The organism is Streptomyces sp. TN58, assembly GCF_001941845.1.
Taxonomy (GTDB): Bacteria; Actinomycetota; Actinomycetes; order Streptomycetales; family Streptomycetaceae; genus Streptomyces.
Genome location: NZ_CP018870.1, coordinates 391,209 through 407,201, shown reverse-complemented (window position 1 = coordinate 407,201; position 15,993 = coordinate 391,209). Strand labels below are relative to the sequence as shown.

Below are 15,993 nucleotides of genomic sequence, written 5' to 3'. Positions count from 1 at the left end.
GATCCGTCCCCCTGGTCGACTCAGCTCACGGACATTCTCCACGACCACCGGCACCTACGTCCGGCCGCCCGGTCGCCCTCAGCCCGCCCGGGGCACGGTCGCGTCGACGGCGAGCACGCCGACGCGCTGGTCGCCGGCCAGTTCGCCGGTGGGGGTGAACCCGAGGCCGAGGTAGAAGGGCTCGGGACTGCCGGCGCCGACGTGCCAGCTGACGTAGGCCCGCTGGTGGACGCCGCGCCGCCGGATCTCCTCGACGACGGCGCGAACGGCGAAGCTGCCGTAGCCCCTGCCCTGGCGGCCGGCGTCGATGTTCAGCCGCCAGATGCCGCTGCGCCGGTCGCCCGGGTCGGTGGCCGGGTCCCAGGCGATGTCGTGGAAGGCCATCACGAAGCCCACGACGTCCCCGCCGTCGACGACGGCCCGCGGCCAGGCGCAAGCCTGATGGACGTACGCCTCCGCAAGGGACTTGACGACGGGGGAGACCACATGCGCCTGGTCGGGGCGTACTTGTACGGCGCACACCGCGTCGAAGTTGTCGGCGGTGACGGGCTCCAGCCGCAGGGCTCGCTGCGGCGGAACGTTCAGATCGTGCATGCCTGCACCCTAAGGGCTGCCGGCCACCCCACAGGGGTGGCCGGCGGATCAGGGCCGGGCCCGGGCTGCCCGGCACCGCGCCTTGCCGCGTTGTCGTCGGTCGCCGACGCTCCGCGTCGACTCCCTCCTCCGCCTTGCCATCCACGGCACCGGACCGCCCGGGCTGCCCGCCCCTGATCCGCCGGCCCCCCTAGCCGTGGATGTCCGCCACCGCGCCCATGCCCGTGTGGCGCAGGGTCCGCTCCACCGGCCGGCGGGCGCCGCGGATGCGCACGGGGCCGGTGGCTGTCCGCCGGATGGCGCGGAGCAAGGCGTATGCGCAGATCAGATCGATGTGGATGAGGCCGGACATGTCCCACAGCCACGTGTGGGCCTGGGCCAGGCGGCGGTCGTCGAGCGCCTGCTCCAGCCGGAGCGCGTCCGCCGCACCGAGCCGGCCGGTGAATACGAGCTGGGTGCAGCCGCCGTCCGCCGTGATCATCACAGGGACGTGCGTGGCGGCGGAGTACGCATCTGTTGCCATGACGGCCTCCTGGATCGGCGTAGGGCTTGATTGTCGCCCTGGACGCCACCGTTCCGCAGGCGTTATCGAGCCGTATGGGCTAGAAAGCCCTGCCCGTGCGGCTCGATCGGACCGGCCCGTGGTGCGGCTGCGACCACCGCCCGCGGGTGGGGCGGTGCGCCGATGTGCCTGCGCGGGGCCGGCTGACGCCGACGTTCCCGGCGCTCTCGCGCCGTTCGGCGCGTCCGGGTCCCGGGGACGGACCCAGTCGCTGACGTGTACATGGCCCGGGTTAGATTCACACCCATGACAGACGCGCACGAGACGAACTTCCGCCAGCGCGCGGACCGCAAGCTGACGCAGGGCGTCGTCCTGCTTCTGGTGGCGGGCGGCATCTGGGCTGCTCTCGCGTACCAGCTGTTCGCGCCCTTCTCCATCAAACGGGACTCCCACGGCAGCATCGAGTGCGCCTCCCGGGTCTTCTACGACGACGGTGAGGGCCAGGACCGCAGGTCGCGCCTGAAGACGTACGACGAAGCCGAAGGCCCCCGCTGCGCCCTCGCCCGCGACTCCGCGGACATGCTCGGACTCCTGCTCGTGTCGCTGCCTTTCGCGGTCATCGGAACCATCCGGTTCACCTCGGGATCCGTGACGATGTCCCTGCGTCACCACGAGGACGAGCTGGCGCTCGAAGCCGAGCGGCGCGCCGAGTCGGCCGGCCCCACCGGAGCCACGCCGCGGGCGTAGGGGCTGCCGCACCGCGCCGCGCCGGCACCCCTCACGGAACCGGCCGCGAGGACGCGCGGCGTCCAGTGTCCGGCGTGCGACGTCTTGGCCGTGGCACCCGCCCGCCGCGCCGCCGGCCTGCTCAGCGCCCGTGCGGATCCTTGCGGCCATGGCCCTTGCCCGGTACGACGGCCACACCCCGGGGGCCCGCGGCCCCCGTGATGAAGGCCTGGTCGACGTCCTGCCCGTCGAGGTCCGCCCGGCCGATCGTGCCGGACACGGCGTTGGCCCAGTAGACGTGCTGGGCGTCGACTGCCACGTTGGCAGGACCGGAGGCGCCGACGATGAAGTTCTGGTCGACGTTCCGCCCGTCGAGGTCCGCTCGGCCGATGGTGTTGGTGGAACTGTTGGTCCAGTAGACGTGGTGCTTGTCGACCGCCACGCCCCGCGGGCCGGCGGCGCCCGTGATGAAGGCCTGCTCGACGTCCTTCCCGTTGAGATCCGCCCGGCCGATCGTGCCGGTGCCGGCGTTGGACCAGTAGACACCGGCGGCGCCGGCCGCGATCCCGAAGGGGCTCGCGGCCCCGGTGATGAAGTCCTGGTCGACGTCGCGCCCGTCGAGCCTCGCCCGGCCGACGGTGCCGGTACCGCCGTTGGTCCAGTAGACACGGTGCTTGCGGACCGCCACGCCCCGCGGGCCCGAGGCCCCGGTGATGAAGTCCTGGTCGACGTCCTGGCCGTCGTGGTCCGCCCGGCCGATCGTGTGGGAGCCGTTGTCGGCCCAGTAGATCGCCGAGGTGTCGGCTGCCATGCCGGCCGGATTCGACGCACCGGTGACCAGCGTCTGCGTCACGTTCGTCCCGTCCACGTCGGCGCGGCCGATTGTCCCGCTCGTGAAATTGCTCCAGAACACCCGCAGCGCTGCCCCTCGTCCGGGGACGGCGCTCGGCGTGGAGTCGACTGCCAACGGGGCGCGGGCGACCGCCGAGGCGCTCTGCCCCGTGGAAGCCAGGAGAAGTGCCAGGGATGCGGCGGCCGTGGTTGCGGCCACCAGTCTCGACCTCTGCATCGGGTTGCCCTCCTCCGGTCGCGGCTCGCGGACAGGGACACTGCTTCCCCCTTGCCGCCGCTCCTGGTCGGCACGCACGGCCACAATGACCCGAATGGGGCCCGCCCGGTGACGTCCGAAGCGGCGGACACACCGACGCCGCTCTTGGTCGCCGGGGCGCCGGTCGACGGGCGAGAGGCCTTCCGAGAACGCGGACCTGCCAGGGAACGCTTGCCCGGGCAGGCGGAGGCGCCGATGATGCGCGCATGAGACCTGAAGTCCAGACCTTCGTCGCCGACGGCCCGCTGCCCGACTGGGACGCCGATGAGGAAGAGATCGACAGGCGAGTCACCCAGCTCGAAGCGATCGGCAGGCCCGTGACAGCACAGGAGGCCGCCTCCCTCGCCACCTGTTTCGGCCCCGACGACTGCTACGGCGTCGCCTGGACACTCCTGCACCTCATCGAGACCGCCCCCGGCCCCGCCATCAGCATCGAGCCGGCCCCGGACGCCAACGAGTGGCACCACCGGCTCTACGGCCGTGCCGTGTCCGCAGCGCCCACCGCGACCGCGACGACCTGACGCGTGGGACCGCGCGCGGTGCAGACCGGCGGCCTCGGCGCTTCACCGCCCCGCGGGTCGCCGCGGCCTCCAGCGCCGCTTCTCGTACGCCTCCCGGATCCCGCCGGCCAGCCCCATGAGAACCGCCGTCCCGACCGCCACCTGGGCCGCGGTGCGCATCCCCCAGCCGTGGACGTCCCCGGCAGCCCGCGGCGAGACCTTCCCCTGGGGGTCGTGCAAGACCGCCAGCGACTCGCCCTCCTTCGCCAGCCGTGAGGGGGTGTCCAGGTGCTCCGGTCCGCCCGCGGGGCAGTCCAGGCGGTGGTCGTACGAGGTCCGGGTCGTGGAGGTCCAGTGGCCCTGGGCGTCCATGGAGGAGTCCGTCTCGGTGTGCTCGGTGACGTTCAGCACGACGCAGCTGATCTCGACACCCCGGTCCTCCAGCACGCTGTGCCCGACAGACGCGAGCGCGAGGATGGCGCCGAGGCCGGCCGGAAGGGCGGACACTGCGATCAGCGAGGCCCCGCGCCGCGCGGCGCATGCGGCGTGCCAGCCGAGCAGGACCAGCGGCAGCAGCAACCCGGCGAGAAAGAACCCCCAGCTGCCGAGCGTCCCGTACGCCGACTTCCAGGCCACCCCGTAGGCCAGGGCCGCGGCCAGCGGCGGCACGGCCAGCGCCACCGCGGTCCGCGAGAGCCCGCGCCGCCATCCCCCGTGCCCGCCCGCCATGCCCACCCCCGCGGCTCGTAGCCCCGTATCCCAGGTAACCGCGCCGGCCAGGACACGTAAAGAGCCCGGCGCCCGGGCCGCGTTCGCGACGTGGCCTTCCAAGACGCCTGAGCTCCAAGGTGCGCAGAGCCCCACGCCCTGGAGACCCGGCAACGTGGCAGTGCGTCAGGCGGCCCGGTCAGGATGCTGCCGCGAGAGACATGACCGCCGGTCAGAAACGTTTCGGCAGGGCTGATTTCATGGATGTGATCCTTGTCTCGGCCACAGTTTCCCTGCGACGTAGGGGTGGCGGCGGTAAGTACTTTGCGGGAGCCGCGCTGCTTACCGGCGTACGGAAGCCTGACGGGATGATCGATCGTCCCTAAAAAGCGGGAGTGTGGCGGCATCGCGGATTTGACAGGGGCCACCGCCACTCGATGTGAAGATTCGATCATGCTGCGTGACCCCGCCGAGCGCGCATAGGTCAAGCGTCGGGCGGCTCCGAAGGCACCACCCCCCGGAGCCCGTGCCCGACTGCCGGCGCCAGACCCGATCGAAGTCGCAACGTCAGCGCCCTCAATGTAGGGCGCGAGATCCCCGAAAATGGGGTGTTACTCAAGAGTAGTCCCGCCAATGCCTATGTGATCAAGGAATTGGCGACAGAAGAACCCGGGTCGATTCGAGGAACGTCACTCACTCGTTCAGGTGGCGGGGTGCGTCCGTCCGTGGGATATCGTCGCTTCTCCCGGACCGGTCGATAGCAGTCCGGAGGCGGGGAGTTGGCAGGAACCCACCAATCCGGTCGCTCTTCGCCAGAAGAACACTGCACGGCGCCAGACCCGATCCAGTTCTTCAGCGAAAGCACAGGAATAATGACGTTCCTTCTTGCGGCCGTTCTGATCGTCGCGATCATCGCGGCCACCATCGCCTACACCGTACGCACGCTCCAGTCCACCCCCGCGCGGATCGCCACCGTCATCGCGGCGATCATCGGACTGGTGATCGCGCTCCCCAGGACGTTCGACGCCCTGCAGCCGGCCCCGCCGGCTGTGACCATCCCCGCCGGGGCCCCCAACGCCGGGCCGGGGGTGAAGTGATGGCGTTCTGGAAGCGCAACGAGCCCCTGCAGGTCGGGTCCCGTTTCTACGAGATCGACACCAGCACCGGCCAGATCGACCGCGACAAGGAGCCCGCCCGGCTCAACACCGCCTTCGAGCGCAACCCCTTCATGCGCGAGCTGCCCGTCGATCTGCGCGCCGTCTTCCAGGAGACGGACCAGGACCTGCGCATCATCTCCCGCGAGCGTCCCCGTCAGGAAGAGCTGCGCGGACCCGAGGGCGGCACGGACGTCCACATAATCCTCCGTGGCTGCGTCGCCGAGCGCACCCCGGTCGGCGCCTCCACCACGCTGCGCATCCTCGGCTCGGGTGCGGTCCTCGGCTGCATGGAGTTCTTCGACGAGAAGATGGCGACCCCGACCGCGGTCTGCCTGAACGACACCTGGACCATCTCCGTGCCCATGGACCGGATGCGCGCGATGGCCGAGACCGCACCGGCGCTGATGAAGGCGATCGGCATATCGGTCACCGACCGCATCGAGGCCACCGAGCGGATCTACAATCGGCACAACCTCAAGGCCGTGAAGCGCCTCGCCGGACTGCTCGGACACCTCGTCATGCACTGCGCGGTGCCGGGCAGGAAGTACGACTTCAGGCTCGAAGGCCCCTCACAGAGCGACCTCGCGGACGCTCTCGGCCTGAGCATCGCCTCCGTGGAGTCCGCGATGAAGGTCCTCCGCAAGGCGGACATCGTGATCAGCGGCTACCGCAGCTATGAATTCCCGTCGCTGCGTCGGCTGTTGGAGGCCAGCGAGATGGCCTTCCCGCCCGAATCGCTCGCCGGGGCCCTCGCCAAGATCTGACCGAGCGCTGTACCGCCAGGTGCTGGTCACGGACTTCACATCCGTGACCAGCACCTTCTCAGGTCGGTGTGGTCGCCGCTGCGGTTGAAGGAGCCGACGTTGGGGTCGGGGGAGACCGTGAGGTGCCCGGGCCGCCGGTGTCGGTGACCGTGCTGTTCGGCACCATGGCGGTCGCCGTTTGGTTCTCCTCGCCGAACGTCGAGTAGATGTACCGGTAGCGCTTCAGCGGCCCGGAGGGCCACTGCGAGGCGTCACGGGTGTCGAGGTCGCGTACGGGGCGGAGCGGGATGTCCTCACCGGCGTGCCGGTCCGGGTGTCGCAGACCCGAAGGACTTCTCGTACGACCCGCGGCCCCGGATCCACAGCCCGACCGCGACGCAGGGCGGGCAGACGGCGCCCGCGAGGCAGGCGACGAGGGCCAGGCAGGCGGCGCAGGCGAGGCGGGGAAGGAAATCACAGACTGATTTCGCTCACATCTCGTCACACGTCCGCCCAGGGCTTAGGGTGCCGTTACCCGGCCGGGTATCAGCGTGAAAACCGATGCCACTCCGCTGGAGGATGCTCTCCGTGTCACACTTTTCACAGGCTTCCGTCACCACCCCCGACGGTGAGCCGGCCCCGCTCGCCCCCACCACGTACGGCGAGGTCAAAGGGTGGTTCTCGGCATACGATCAGGTGCTCTTCGACTGGTTCCTGACACGGCAGAACAGCGGTGGGGGGCAGCCGGGCGACCTGCTGGAGCTCGGCGCCTTCATGGGGAAGAGCGCGATCTTCCTCGGACGGTATCTCCGGCCCGGTGAGGAGTTCACCGTCTGTGACCTCTTCGACTCGCCCGCCACGGACGACTCCAACGCAGCGGAGAACCGCAGCTCCTACCCCACGCTCACCCGGCGCGGCTTCGAGACGAACTACCTGGCCTTCCACGAGACGCTGCCGACACTGATCCAGGCCCCCACCTCGGTCGTCGCCGACCGGGTCAAACCGGCGAGCTGCCGATTCGTGCACGTCGACGCCTCGCACCTGTACGAGCACGTCGTCACGGACATCGCGTCCTCGCGCCTCGTCGCGACCCCGGACGCCGTGGTGGTGTTCGACGACTACCGCTCCGAGCACTGCCCCGGCGTCGCGGCCGCCGTCTGGACCGCGGTGGTCACGGGCGACCTGCACCCCATCTGCGTCTCGGCCTCGAAACTGTACGCGACCTGGGGCGACCCGGAACCCCACCAGGCGGCACTGCGCGCGTGGCTGGAGGAGCGCACCGACCTCTGGCACGGCGTGGACGTGATCGACGGCCGTCCCCTCGTACGCATCGGGGACCAGGGCGTGGTCGCGCCGTCGCCCCCGCAGCCGCTGCACCCCGCGCCGCGGACGGAACCGGCGCCGGTCGCCGCTCCCGCCGCCACACGCAGGCCCGGCGCCCGCTGGCGCAAGCTGGCCAAGGACCTGCTCCCGCCCGTCGTCACCCGCGCGATCGTCGCCTGGAAGCGCCGTCGACGGGGCTGACATCTGAACGCCGCCGTCTGGCGGCGTGCCGGGGAACAGGTGCAGAGGGGGAACTTCCGCGGGCGGCGGCCGCGGACCGATCGGGGATCGCCGGGGCCGCTGCCGCGACAAGGTTCGTGGGGCGGCATGAGGGGCCGCGCCGTGATCGCGACGCCGTCCCGTGGGCCACGGAGATCACGCTCGCGGCCGATCCGCCCGCGCCCCCGGAGTCAGGATTGACATGGACAGGTACTTTTCTGCCATGAGCCTTCACCGCGTGGTGTGCCTCCTCCTGCCGCCGCAGTCCACGTTCGAGCTGGCCTGCGCGGCCGAGGTCTTCGGTCTGAACCGGCCCGGCCTGCCCACCCGTTACACGTTGGAGGTCTGCACCGAGCAGCCCGGCCCCCTGCCGACGTCAGGTGGCTACGACATGGCGGTCACGCACGGACTGTCGGCCCTGGAACGCGCGCAGACCGTACTCATCCCCGGCTGGGCGCAGCGGGCGAGCACCCCCTCGCCGTGCACCGTGGACGCACTGCGGCGGGCGCACCGGCGCGGTGCCCGCATCGTCGCGCTGTGCTCCGCCGCCTTCCTGCTCGCCGAGGCCGGCCTGCTGGAGGGCCGTCGGGCGACCACCCACTGGCGCATGGCCGACGAACTCGCCGCTCGGCATCCCGGGATCCAGGTGGAGCCGGACGTGCTCTACATCGACCTGGGCGACGTCGCCACGAGCGCGGGCGGGGCCGCGGGCATCGACCTGTTGCTGCACCTGATCCGCACCGACCAGGGCGCCGCCTACGCGACACACGTCGCTCGGCACATGGTCATGCCGCCCCATCGCGAAGGCGGACAACTGCAGTACGCCACGTTACCCCGCAGCGAGCGTACGCCCGACTCCCTTGCCCCCGTTCTGGACTGGGCCGCCGAGCGGCTGCACGAGCCGCTGTCCGTCGACGACCTCGCCGCGTTCGGGGCGGTCTCCACCCGCACGCTCGCCCGCAGGTTCGCCGAGCAGCTCGGTACGAGCCCCGGCAACTGGTTGCTGCGCCAGCGGGTCATGGCCGCACGGACCCTCCTGGAGGAGACGGATCTGTCCGTCGAGGCGATCGCGGCCAGGACCGGCCTGTCCTCTGCTGCCAACCTCCGCCGGCGATTCCACACCCTGGTGCACACCACGCCGGCCGCCTACCGCCGCTCCTTCCGGCACGACGGGGCGGGTACGCGCTCCGGGGGCTCCGCCTCGTCCCCCGCCTGACCGGCTCCGGCCGGTGTTCGACCGAGTGCCGCAGCAGGCACGGCAGGCGGCGCGGCCGAGTCGGTTCGGAGGCAGTGGGTCAGGGGCAGCTCTCGTCGACCTTGACCGTGTTGAAGGCCAGCGTGTTGCCGGTGGCCAGCCGCATGCCGCCGGCAGGGACTTGGGAGCACACCTTCCAGTCCCGGACAGGCTCCTGCGCAACGCGGAACCGTGACCGGGCTCAGGGCTGGTGCTCGACACGGTGCACGCTGCCCGGGCATGCGAGGGGGGCGGCTCTGCGGAGCCGCGCCCCTCGCACGGATGGTCAGTAGGTTCAGTTGCCGCCCGGGAGGCGGTTCCAGCGGGAGGCGTAGCCGACGCTGCCCCACTGCCCGTCCTGCCAGACGCGGGCGCCGTTGGCCTTGCTGTTCCCCTTGACCGTCAGATCCTTGGCGCTGCCGGCGTTCACGATCCGCCCGTTCGTGCCCCAACCCCAGATCTGGCCCTTGACGTTGGCCTTGCAGGCCCACTGCTGGGCGTACGCGTAGTCGGCCCGGCTGGAGTTCGAGATCTCCAGGCACTTTCCGCTGGCCTTGTTGACGAGCTTGAAGTAGGTGCGCTCGCCGTCGATCCACGAGACGCGCCACTTCGCCGCACTCTGGCCGTTGCAGCTCCACTGCTGGGCCCGCGCCCCGTTGGCGCCGCTGCCGTCCGCGATTTCGAGGCAGCGGCCGCTGTGCTGGTTCACCAGCAGCATCCAGGTGTCCGCATGGCTCACGGACGGGGTCATCAGGACAATGGCCGCGCCCGAGGCGGCCACGGCGGCGAGCTTGGTAGTGATCCTCAAGGTCTTCCCCCACATGCGATGTCTTCGCTTACATGAACGCCTCCGGTGCGTTCACGTCGCCCCTTGGGCGAGAACGATCTCCAGGCTAAGCCACGAGCGACCTCTGAGCAGGGGCAATGTGCGCCATCGAGGAGACCCTGCGTGCCATGGCGGGGTTCCACGCGATCCGTATCGGGGCGCAAAGCATGCAACTCCCCTAGCGGCGGCGCCCGGCCGACCCGGGCCTGTCCGATGCGGATGCCAGGGTGACGTGGGTGCGGCGTCGGGCGTTGGGGTGGGCATGGACGACGTACTGGACCTGCTGGACGTACTGCTCGACGGGGTCACGGAGCCGCGCCTGAAGCTGGTCAGCGCCGACGAGGCGCGGGCTCTGATGGTGCTCCTGGGGGTGCTGGAGGACGACGCGCAGCCCGAGGAGATCCGCCGGGCAGCAGGCGACATGCGCTACCGGATCCGCTCCCGCCTGGGCTGAGGCCCCTCCCGCCCCCCTCCAGTACCCACCTTTTTGTGGGTACTTGGCGGGGCGCGGCCCCCGGGGGACCCTGGTGAGGGGCGGTCGAAGGACGCCCGGCACCAGGGGGAGCGGGGGTGATGTGATGTGTCAGGACGCGGCGGCTGACCGGTCGGCCGCGAGCCTCTCCAGGCGGCGGTGGCCCCAGTCGGACAGAGGCGCCAGCACCTGCGAGAGCTCCCGGCCGAAGGCCGTGAGCGAGTACTCCGTCTTCAGGGGCAGCGTGTCGAACACCTGACGGTGCACGAGTCCGTCCGTCTCCATCTCGCGGAGCGCCTGGGTCAGCACCTTCTCGCTGAGGCCCGGCAGCTGCCTGCGCAGTTCGCCGGGGCGGCGAGGGCCCGATTCCAGCAGCCAGAGCAGACCGGTCTTCCACTTGCCGTCGATGACGGCGACCGCGGCGGTCACGCCGCAGACATCCGGGTCCTGGGCACGTCCGCGCGTCATTTCAGCCTCTTCATCTCTGTTTCAGTTCGCTTTTCTTCCATGGGAGTCAGCCATGTCCTCATTCACCGGAGCATCTGCCGTCACCGTACTCGGGCTGGGACCGATGGGCCGCTCGCTCGCGGCCGCGTTCCTGGCCGCAGGCCTGCGGACCACGGTCTGGAACCGTACGCCCGGCCGGGACCGGGACCTCGTCGCGCAGGGCGCCGTCAGCGCGGCGACGGCCGAGGAGGCCGTCGCCGCGAGCGGGCTGACCGTCGTCTGCGTGGTGAACTACGACGCCGCCGACGCCGTCCTCAGGCGTGACGCCGTCACCGAGGCGCTCAAGGGACGTACGGTCGTCAACCTGACGGCCGACACCCCGGACCGGGCCCGGGACACCGCGGCCTGGGCCGCCGAGCACGGGGTCCGCTACCTGGACGGCGCCATCATGACGCCGACCACGACCATCGGCACCCCGGCCGCGGTGTTCATCCACAGCGGCCCGCGCGAGCTCTTCGACGAGCACCGGGCCGTACTGGAGGCACTGGGCGGCGCCCACACCCACCTCGGCGAGGACATCGGCCGGGCCGCCGCCTACGACGTGGCGCTGCTGGACGTCTTCTGGACGGCCATGGCCGGCTACGCGCACGCGCTGGCGGTGGCGCGCGCGGAGGGGATCACCGCGCGCGAGCTGGCCCCGTACGCCCAGGGCATCGCCGCCATCCTCCCGCCGATCTTCGAGGAGACGGCGGGAGACGTGGACGACGGCACGTACTCGGGCGAGGGCAACCCGCTCACCTCGGCCGCCTCGTCGATGGCCCACATCGTGCACGCCTCCGAGGCCCACGGCATCGACGCCGCCGTCATGCGCGCGGCCGAAGGCTGGGCGGGCCGGGCCATCGCGAGCGGGCACGGCGCAGACGGGTTCGCCAGGATCGCCGAGATCCTGGGCCGCCGCTGACGGCAGGCCCGACAGCGCGGCCCCGTCGGCGCGCCCGGGCCTGACCGGCGCCGGCGGCGCGACCCCACGCGCGTGAAACCGTGCGCGGACCGTGCCGCCCCGGACGCACACCCTTACAGTCCGGCGAAGGTCAGGGCGGTCGCGGTGACGGAGCCGGCGATCGTGGCCGCGTACCGCGGGTCGTGGTCCACGTCGAGGAGGGTGTCACCGGGCGTGTGGTACTGCCGGGTGCCGGTTCCCGGGCCGTCGCCGACACCGAACAGGTTCTCGGAAACGGCGATGGCCGCCCATCCCCGCTCGTGGAAACTCGCGTGGTCGCTCCGTCCGAGGGCGGGGTCCGTCGGCCCGGTGAGCCGCTGGACCGCCAGGCCGGAGGCGACGGCGGGGACGGTGCGCGCGACCAGGTCGCCGAGCGCGTCGGAGGCGGCCACGACCGGGCCGGGCACCGAGGATCCCGCATGGATCTCCACCGTGGGCGGGCTGCCGTCCTGCAAGCCGGCGATCATGTCCAGCTGGAAGACGCCCGCGATGCGGTCGTCCGCGGCCGCGGCGGCCCGCGCGTAGCGCTTGCTGCCGACGAGCGCCTGCTCCTCGGCGTTGAAGAGGACGAAGCGGACGTGACGCGTCGGCGACCTGCCCTCCTCGACGAGCGCGTGCAGGCATTCCGCCGCCGCCATGACCGCGGCGGTGCCGCTCCCGTCGTCGTCCGCGCCCGGTGCAGGGTCCACCGCCGGGTCGTAGGGGCGGGGAAGGCCGTCCGCGCCCGTGAAGTCGCCGCTTTCCGCCGTCGAATCCAGATGTCCCGTGATGAGGACGGCGGAGTCGGCCCCCTCGACGCGGTGTTCGGCTTCGACGTTGAACAGCCGGTGTCCACGCCACATGAACGAGTGCCGTCGCACCACCAGCCCCAGGTCCTCGAAGTGCCGGACCAGCGCGTCCACGACACGTGCGTTGTCGGCGTGCGCCGCGTCACGGCTGCGGACCTTCAGGGGCTCGCCGGGCACCAGCGGTTCGACGCCGGAGATGCGCGCCACGTGGGCGCGCAACGCCTCGGGCGTCACGGTCGCGCGTACGGCCGCCAGCGTTTCGGGGGAGGGAAGGCCGTCGCCCGTCTCGTCGAACCCGGCGGGAGGGGCCGCGGTCAGGTGCGCGGCCCGCGTCTCACCGGGGCGTGACAGCAGCGCCGGATCCGGCAGGAGGCGCTCGGTGTGTCCGGGCCTGGCCCCCGGCGCGTGGACCTCCTCGACCGGGACACCGGCGGATGCGGCGACGTACACCCCGCCGGGCGCCGGCCCGAGCGACGAGAGCCGCCCCGGGTACCCGGTCAGTTCGCCGGAGGCGAAGCAGAACGCGGCCGCCGCGCGCATCGCCCCCTCGGCGGCCGCGGGGGCCCGAGCCCCGTCCCCGGCCGCCGCGAACACCTCAGGCACGGGGACCGGGCGGTCGTCCCTGACCAGGAACGCCGCCGTGTCCTCCACCTGGCCCCGGACATCGGCCGTGAACCCGGCCCGGTGGAGCGCGTCGACGCCGACCGCCGTCGCCATCGCCAGTACCAGACGAGGGGAGGCGACATGCACCGGTACGGCCTCCGTGCCGTTCACCACCGACTCCAGCACCCCCAGGACCTGACCCTGTGGTACGTCGATCCTCGTCCAGAAGACGGGCCGGTTCTCCACGGCGGCCCGGGTGAACACCGGGTGGGGTGCGACGCGCAGGCCCGCGGTGCGGGCGAAGGCGCGCTCGTCGTGGTCCTCACCCACGAAGACACAGTCGTCGGCGGCGCCGCCCGAGCTCCGGACCGCGTCGTCGAAGATCGCGCGGCCGGTCTTGGGGCCGAAGTGGACGAGGCGGTCGTCCGGGAACCGGCCGGGGAACGCCTGATGGAGGGCTTCCCGGACCCGCGCGGCCGCGCCCGGCTCGGTGCCCGGGTCGGAGATGACGCCCATGGGCACGCCCGCGAAGGCGTCCAGGACCTGCGTGACGCGGGGGCGGGGCCGCAACAGCCACGATCCGTCCGCTTCGAGGCTTCCGTCCGCCAGGGTCCCCCCGATGTCGAAGAAGAGCGTGGCCATGGGGACTCACCCGGCTCTATGCGATGCCGACGCTCTGGTAGGCGCCGTCGATCGCCGCCAGCGCGCCCGCCCGTGCGGAGGTGTTGCCGGCGAGGTACGTCTTGGTGACGTCGCGCAGGGCCTGGCGCATGTCCGCGAACCCCGACAGCCTCAACAGGCGTACGAAGGCGAGATAGACCAGCAGCGCCCACTCCTCGACCGTGAGGACCGGCGCGCCCGCCGCGTCCACGGAGGTGAGGAGGTGGTGCATGGCCTTGTTGTGGATGTTGCTGTTGGTGTGGACACCGCCGTTGTCGCGGGAGGTGTGCAGGTACTGGCTCATGTGCCCGGGGTCGCCGGTGCGGGCCGGGTCGCCCATGTCGCGCAGCGGCAGCCCGCCGCCGCCCAGGCCGACGCCCAGTTCCCAGGTCCAGGTGCGCACGTCGGCACGGTCGGGAGCCTGGTACCAGTTGGCGATGATGATGCCCATCGTGTCGGCCAGCGACTCGTTGAGGGCGCCCGACTGGTCCTGGTAGACGAGGTTGCTGGAGGTCTCGATGACTCCGTGGGTCAGCTCGTGCGCGATGATGTCCAGATGCCCGGCCAGGCTGACCAGGCGGGCGTCCACGGAGACCTGGCCATACCACATCCGCCCCTTCCACCAGACGGCGTTGACCCACTCGGGCCCCGGCCCGTCCTCGCTGTAGATGCAGTTGACCGCCGAGGTCAGGTCCATCTCGGCGTCGTCGATGCCGTTGCGGTACAGCTGGTCGCGGTAGAACCTCGCCACCCGCTCGGCGTTGACGTGGGCCGAGACCCCGGCCCGGTGGTCGGTGCCGAAGTCCGCCTGCGAGGATCCGATCGCCGAGGCCGGAAGCGCGTCGGCCAGCGCGAGGTCGGCGAAGGCCAGGTCGTAGGTGGCGATCTGCCGCCACCGGTCGTCCAGGAGGAACGAGCCGTTCTGCCGGCTGCCGTGGAACCTGTGGTGGACGCTGGCCTCGTCCTCGCCCTCCAGCCGGGTGGGCACCATCACCGTGGGCGTCATCCCGTAGGACCGCAGGATCTCGCCGGAGAGCGCGTCGACGAGGTAGGCGGTGAGCGGGAAGTCCTCCCGGGGGGACCGGCCGAGACCGTGGCCCCGGTCGCCCGGCTCGCGGCGCATGGCCGGGAGCTGCGCCGGCACTTCGCGCAGGTGCCAGGCCAGGTGCCAGCCGTCGTCCTGTTCGACGTAGGCCAGCGTCGCGGGCGGCAGGTCCTCGGCGGCCACCGTGCTCCCCGTCGCCTGTCGTACGCGTTCCAGCGCGTCGGTGCCCGACAGCTCCGGCACGGAGCCGACGCCGCTGACCTCGCCGAGACGGCAGTCCATCGACACCAGTCGCTGGTCCTCGTCCAGCTCGACCAGGGCCTCTGTGCCGAAGACGGGGATCTCCTGCTGCCGCTGCTCGAAGCGCACCAGCGTGGTCCCCATGCCGGCCTGCCGGCGCGGCGCCTCCAGCAGGGCCAGGTCGGGCACCCGCTGGGGCCGGTCCTCGCGGACCGCGTGGCGCAGCCCCGGCGAGTCCTCCCGGGCGAGCTTCTCCGCCAGGTAGAACCGCGCGGCGGACTCAGCCGAGTTGAACTCCGGCCGGGCCTCTTCTCCCTCGGGTGCGGAGATGCCGCGCACCGTCTCTCGGCCGGGGTGCGTGCCGCGCACCTCCGGGTCGTCGGCAACGTGATAGCGGTACCGTTCCAGGTCTGACATCGCCGCAACCCCTCTCGATGACCCCGACGCCTCACCCCTCCTTCGATCGTCACGCACCGTGATGGTCGTGGCAAGCGGAAGGCGGGCGTGCGATCGGGGCCGGCGGTCCGACTGCCCGGCATCAGGCCCCTCCCCAGGCCGCGCTCGGGGCGTGCGGAGATCATCTGGGAGTGGCGGCGACCGACGAAGCCGATCACGCCGAGTGATTGAACTGTCATCATTGTCCCGCTGGATCGTTGAAGCGGGGGCGACTTCGGCCCAACGGGATGACACCCGGCCGCCGGTCCTCCCGACGCCCCGCACGCCTCCGGCCCCCGGGCGGGCGCGGGCTCTACCGTGCAGACAGCCCGTCCGCATACCGGACCACGTCCCGCCGCACCGGCGTTCCCGTTCCCGTGGAGGTCATGATGCCCAGTCCAGCTCAGCCGTTCGGCACGGTCGTCAGCAGCACCGGCGTCAACCTGCGGAGGTACCCCAGTACCGACTCGTCCCTCGTGGGCAACCTGAGCCACGGAGCCCAAGTCGGCCTGCACAGCAAGGTGCACGCGCAGACCATCGACGGCAACAGCATCTGGTACCTGCTGCGCGACCAGGCCGTGTGGGTCGCCGCCCGCCACGTCGACAACACAGGAGAGGTGCCGCTGTCCAAGGACGCCCAGCCGGCCGGCCCCCAGGGCTGAC

Annotated in this window: 17 protein-coding genes; 9 read left to right on the top strand and 8 right to left on the bottom strand. The window is 71.7% G+C overall.

Features of this window, described 5'->3' with window-relative positions:
* Positions 1-78: 78 nt before the first annotated feature.
* Together BSL84_RS01910 and BSL84_RS01905 are read right to left on the bottom strand one after the other, a co-directional pair.
* Entirely contained in the window at positions 79-594 is a 516-nt protein-coding gene (locus tag BSL84_RS01910) for a GNAT family N-acetyltransferase (protein ID WP_030031309.1), read from the bottom strand.
* A 190-nt stretch (positions 595-784) separates the two neighbouring features.
* Positions 785-1,117 carry an STAS domain-containing protein gene (locus BSL84_RS01905; RefSeq protein ID WP_045323834.1) on the bottom strand — a complete coding sequence of 111 codons (333 nt, stop codon included), beginning with the start codon at positions 1,115-1,117 and terminating at the stop codon, positions 785-787.
* A 285-nt stretch (positions 1,118-1,402) separates the two neighbouring features.
* Here BSL84_RS01905 and BSL84_RS01900 point away from each other — a divergent pair, with 285 nt between their 5' ends.
* The gene (locus tag BSL84_RS01900) at positions 1,403-1,843 is read left to right on the top strand and encodes a hypothetical protein (protein WP_045323835.1); all 441 of its coding nucleotides are present in this window, start codon (positions 1,403-1,405) and stop codon (positions 1,841-1,843) included.
* A gap of 121 nt (positions 1,844-1,964) precedes the next feature.
* Here BSL84_RS01900 and BSL84_RS01895 read toward each other — a convergent pair whose 3' ends face one another.
* Positions 1,965-2,891 carry a hypothetical protein gene (locus BSL84_RS01895; protein WP_107484715.1) on the bottom strand — a complete coding sequence of 309 codons (927 nt, stop codon included), beginning with the start codon at positions 2,889-2,891 and terminating at the stop codon, positions 1,965-1,967.
* 245 nt (positions 2,892-3,136) lie between these two features.
* Here BSL84_RS01895 and BSL84_RS01890 point away from each other — a divergent pair, with 245 nt between their 5' ends.
* The gene (locus tag BSL84_RS01890; protein ID WP_045323837.1) at positions 3,137-3,451 is read left to right on the top strand and encodes a hypothetical protein; all 315 of its coding nucleotides are present in this window, start codon (positions 3,137-3,139) and stop codon (positions 3,449-3,451) included.
* Between the two features lie 42 nt (positions 3,452-3,493).
* Here the strand turns inward: BSL84_RS01890 and BSL84_RS01885 are convergent, their stop codons facing one another.
* Positions 3,494-4,159, bottom strand: coding sequence for a hypothetical protein (locus BSL84_RS01885; RefSeq protein WP_159393499.1), 666 nt, complete (start codon positions 4,157-4,159; stop codon positions 3,494-3,496).
* An 851-nt stretch (positions 4,160-5,010) separates the two neighbouring features.
* Here BSL84_RS01885 and BSL84_RS01880 point away from each other — a divergent pair.
* From BSL84_RS01880 to BSL84_RS01865, 4 genes are all read left to right on the top strand, one after another.
* A complete protein-coding gene (locus BSL84_RS01880) occupies positions 5,011-5,235 on the top strand; it encodes a hypothetical protein (protein ID WP_037664236.1) in 225 nt (74 codons plus the stop codon).
* Complete coding sequence (locus tag BSL84_RS01875) at positions 5,235-6,059, top strand: Crp/Fnr family transcriptional regulator (RefSeq protein WP_045323839.1); 825 nt, start codon at positions 5,235-5,237, stop codon at positions 6,057-6,059. Before BSL84_RS01880 ends, BSL84_RS01875 begins: the two co-directional genes overlap by 1 nt.
* A gap of 567 nt (positions 6,060-6,626) precedes the next feature.
* Positions 6,627-7,562 (top strand): class I SAM-dependent methyltransferase, encoded by a 936-nt coding sequence (locus BSL84_RS01870; protein WP_045323846.1) that lies wholly within the window; start codon positions 6,627-6,629, stop codon positions 7,560-7,562.
* Positions 7,563-7,803: 241 nt separating this feature from the next.
* On the top strand, positions 7,804-8,796 hold the full coding sequence (locus BSL84_RS01865) for a GlxA family transcriptional regulator (RefSeq protein ID WP_045323840.1): 993 nt from the start codon (positions 7,804-7,806) through the stop codon (positions 8,794-8,796).
* Positions 8,797-9,109: 313 nt separating this feature from the next.
* Here BSL84_RS01865 and BSL84_RS01860 read toward each other — a convergent pair whose 3' ends face one another.
* Positions 9,110-9,622 (bottom strand): RICIN domain-containing protein, encoded by a 513-nt coding sequence (locus BSL84_RS01860; protein WP_158880184.1) that lies wholly within the window; start codon positions 9,620-9,622, stop codon positions 9,110-9,112.
* A 280-nt stretch (positions 9,623-9,902) separates the two neighbouring features.
* Between BSL84_RS01860 and BSL84_RS01855 the strand changes: the two genes are divergently transcribed.
* The gene (locus tag BSL84_RS01855) at positions 9,903-10,094 is read left to right on the top strand and encodes a hypothetical protein (protein WP_045323841.1); all 192 of its coding nucleotides are present in this window, start codon (positions 9,903-9,905) and stop codon (positions 10,092-10,094) included.
* Positions 10,095-10,223: 129 nt separating this feature from the next.
* Here BSL84_RS01855 and BSL84_RS01850 read toward each other — a convergent pair whose 3' ends face one another.
* Positions 10,224-10,580 carry a winged helix-turn-helix transcriptional regulator gene (locus BSL84_RS01850; protein WP_045323842.1) on the bottom strand — a complete coding sequence of 119 codons (357 nt, stop codon included), beginning with the start codon at positions 10,578-10,580 and terminating at the stop codon, positions 10,224-10,226.
* A 52-nt stretch (positions 10,581-10,632) separates the two neighbouring features.
* Between BSL84_RS01850 and BSL84_RS01845 the strand changes: the two genes are divergently transcribed.
* Positions 10,633-11,520: an NAD(P)-dependent oxidoreductase gene (locus BSL84_RS01845; RefSeq protein ID WP_030031778.1), complete on the top strand. Its 888-nt coding sequence runs from the start codon at positions 10,633-10,635 to the stop codon at positions 11,518-11,520.
* A gap of 113 nt (positions 11,521-11,633) precedes the next feature.
* On the opposite strand, the gene BSL84_RS01840 is transcribed toward BSL84_RS01845, so the two are convergent.
* Complete coding sequence (locus BSL84_RS01840; protein WP_075969657.1) at positions 11,634-13,592, bottom strand: M28 family metallopeptidase; 1,959 nt, start codon at positions 13,590-13,592, stop codon at positions 11,634-11,636.
* A gap of 16 nt (positions 13,593-13,608) precedes the next feature.
* On the bottom strand, positions 13,609-15,312 hold the full coding sequence (locus BSL84_RS01835) for a M4 family metallopeptidase (protein WP_075969656.1): 1,704 nt from the start codon (positions 15,310-15,312) through the stop codon (positions 13,609-13,611).
* Between the two features lie 407 nt (positions 15,313-15,719).
* Here BSL84_RS01835 and BSL84_RS01830 point away from each other — a divergent pair, with 407 nt between their 5' ends.
* On the top strand, positions 15,720-15,992 hold the full coding sequence (locus tag BSL84_RS01830; protein ID WP_037661498.1) for an SH3 domain-containing protein: 273 nt from the start codon (positions 15,720-15,722) through the stop codon (positions 15,990-15,992).
* The last annotated feature ends 1 nt before the right edge of the window (position 15,993 follow it).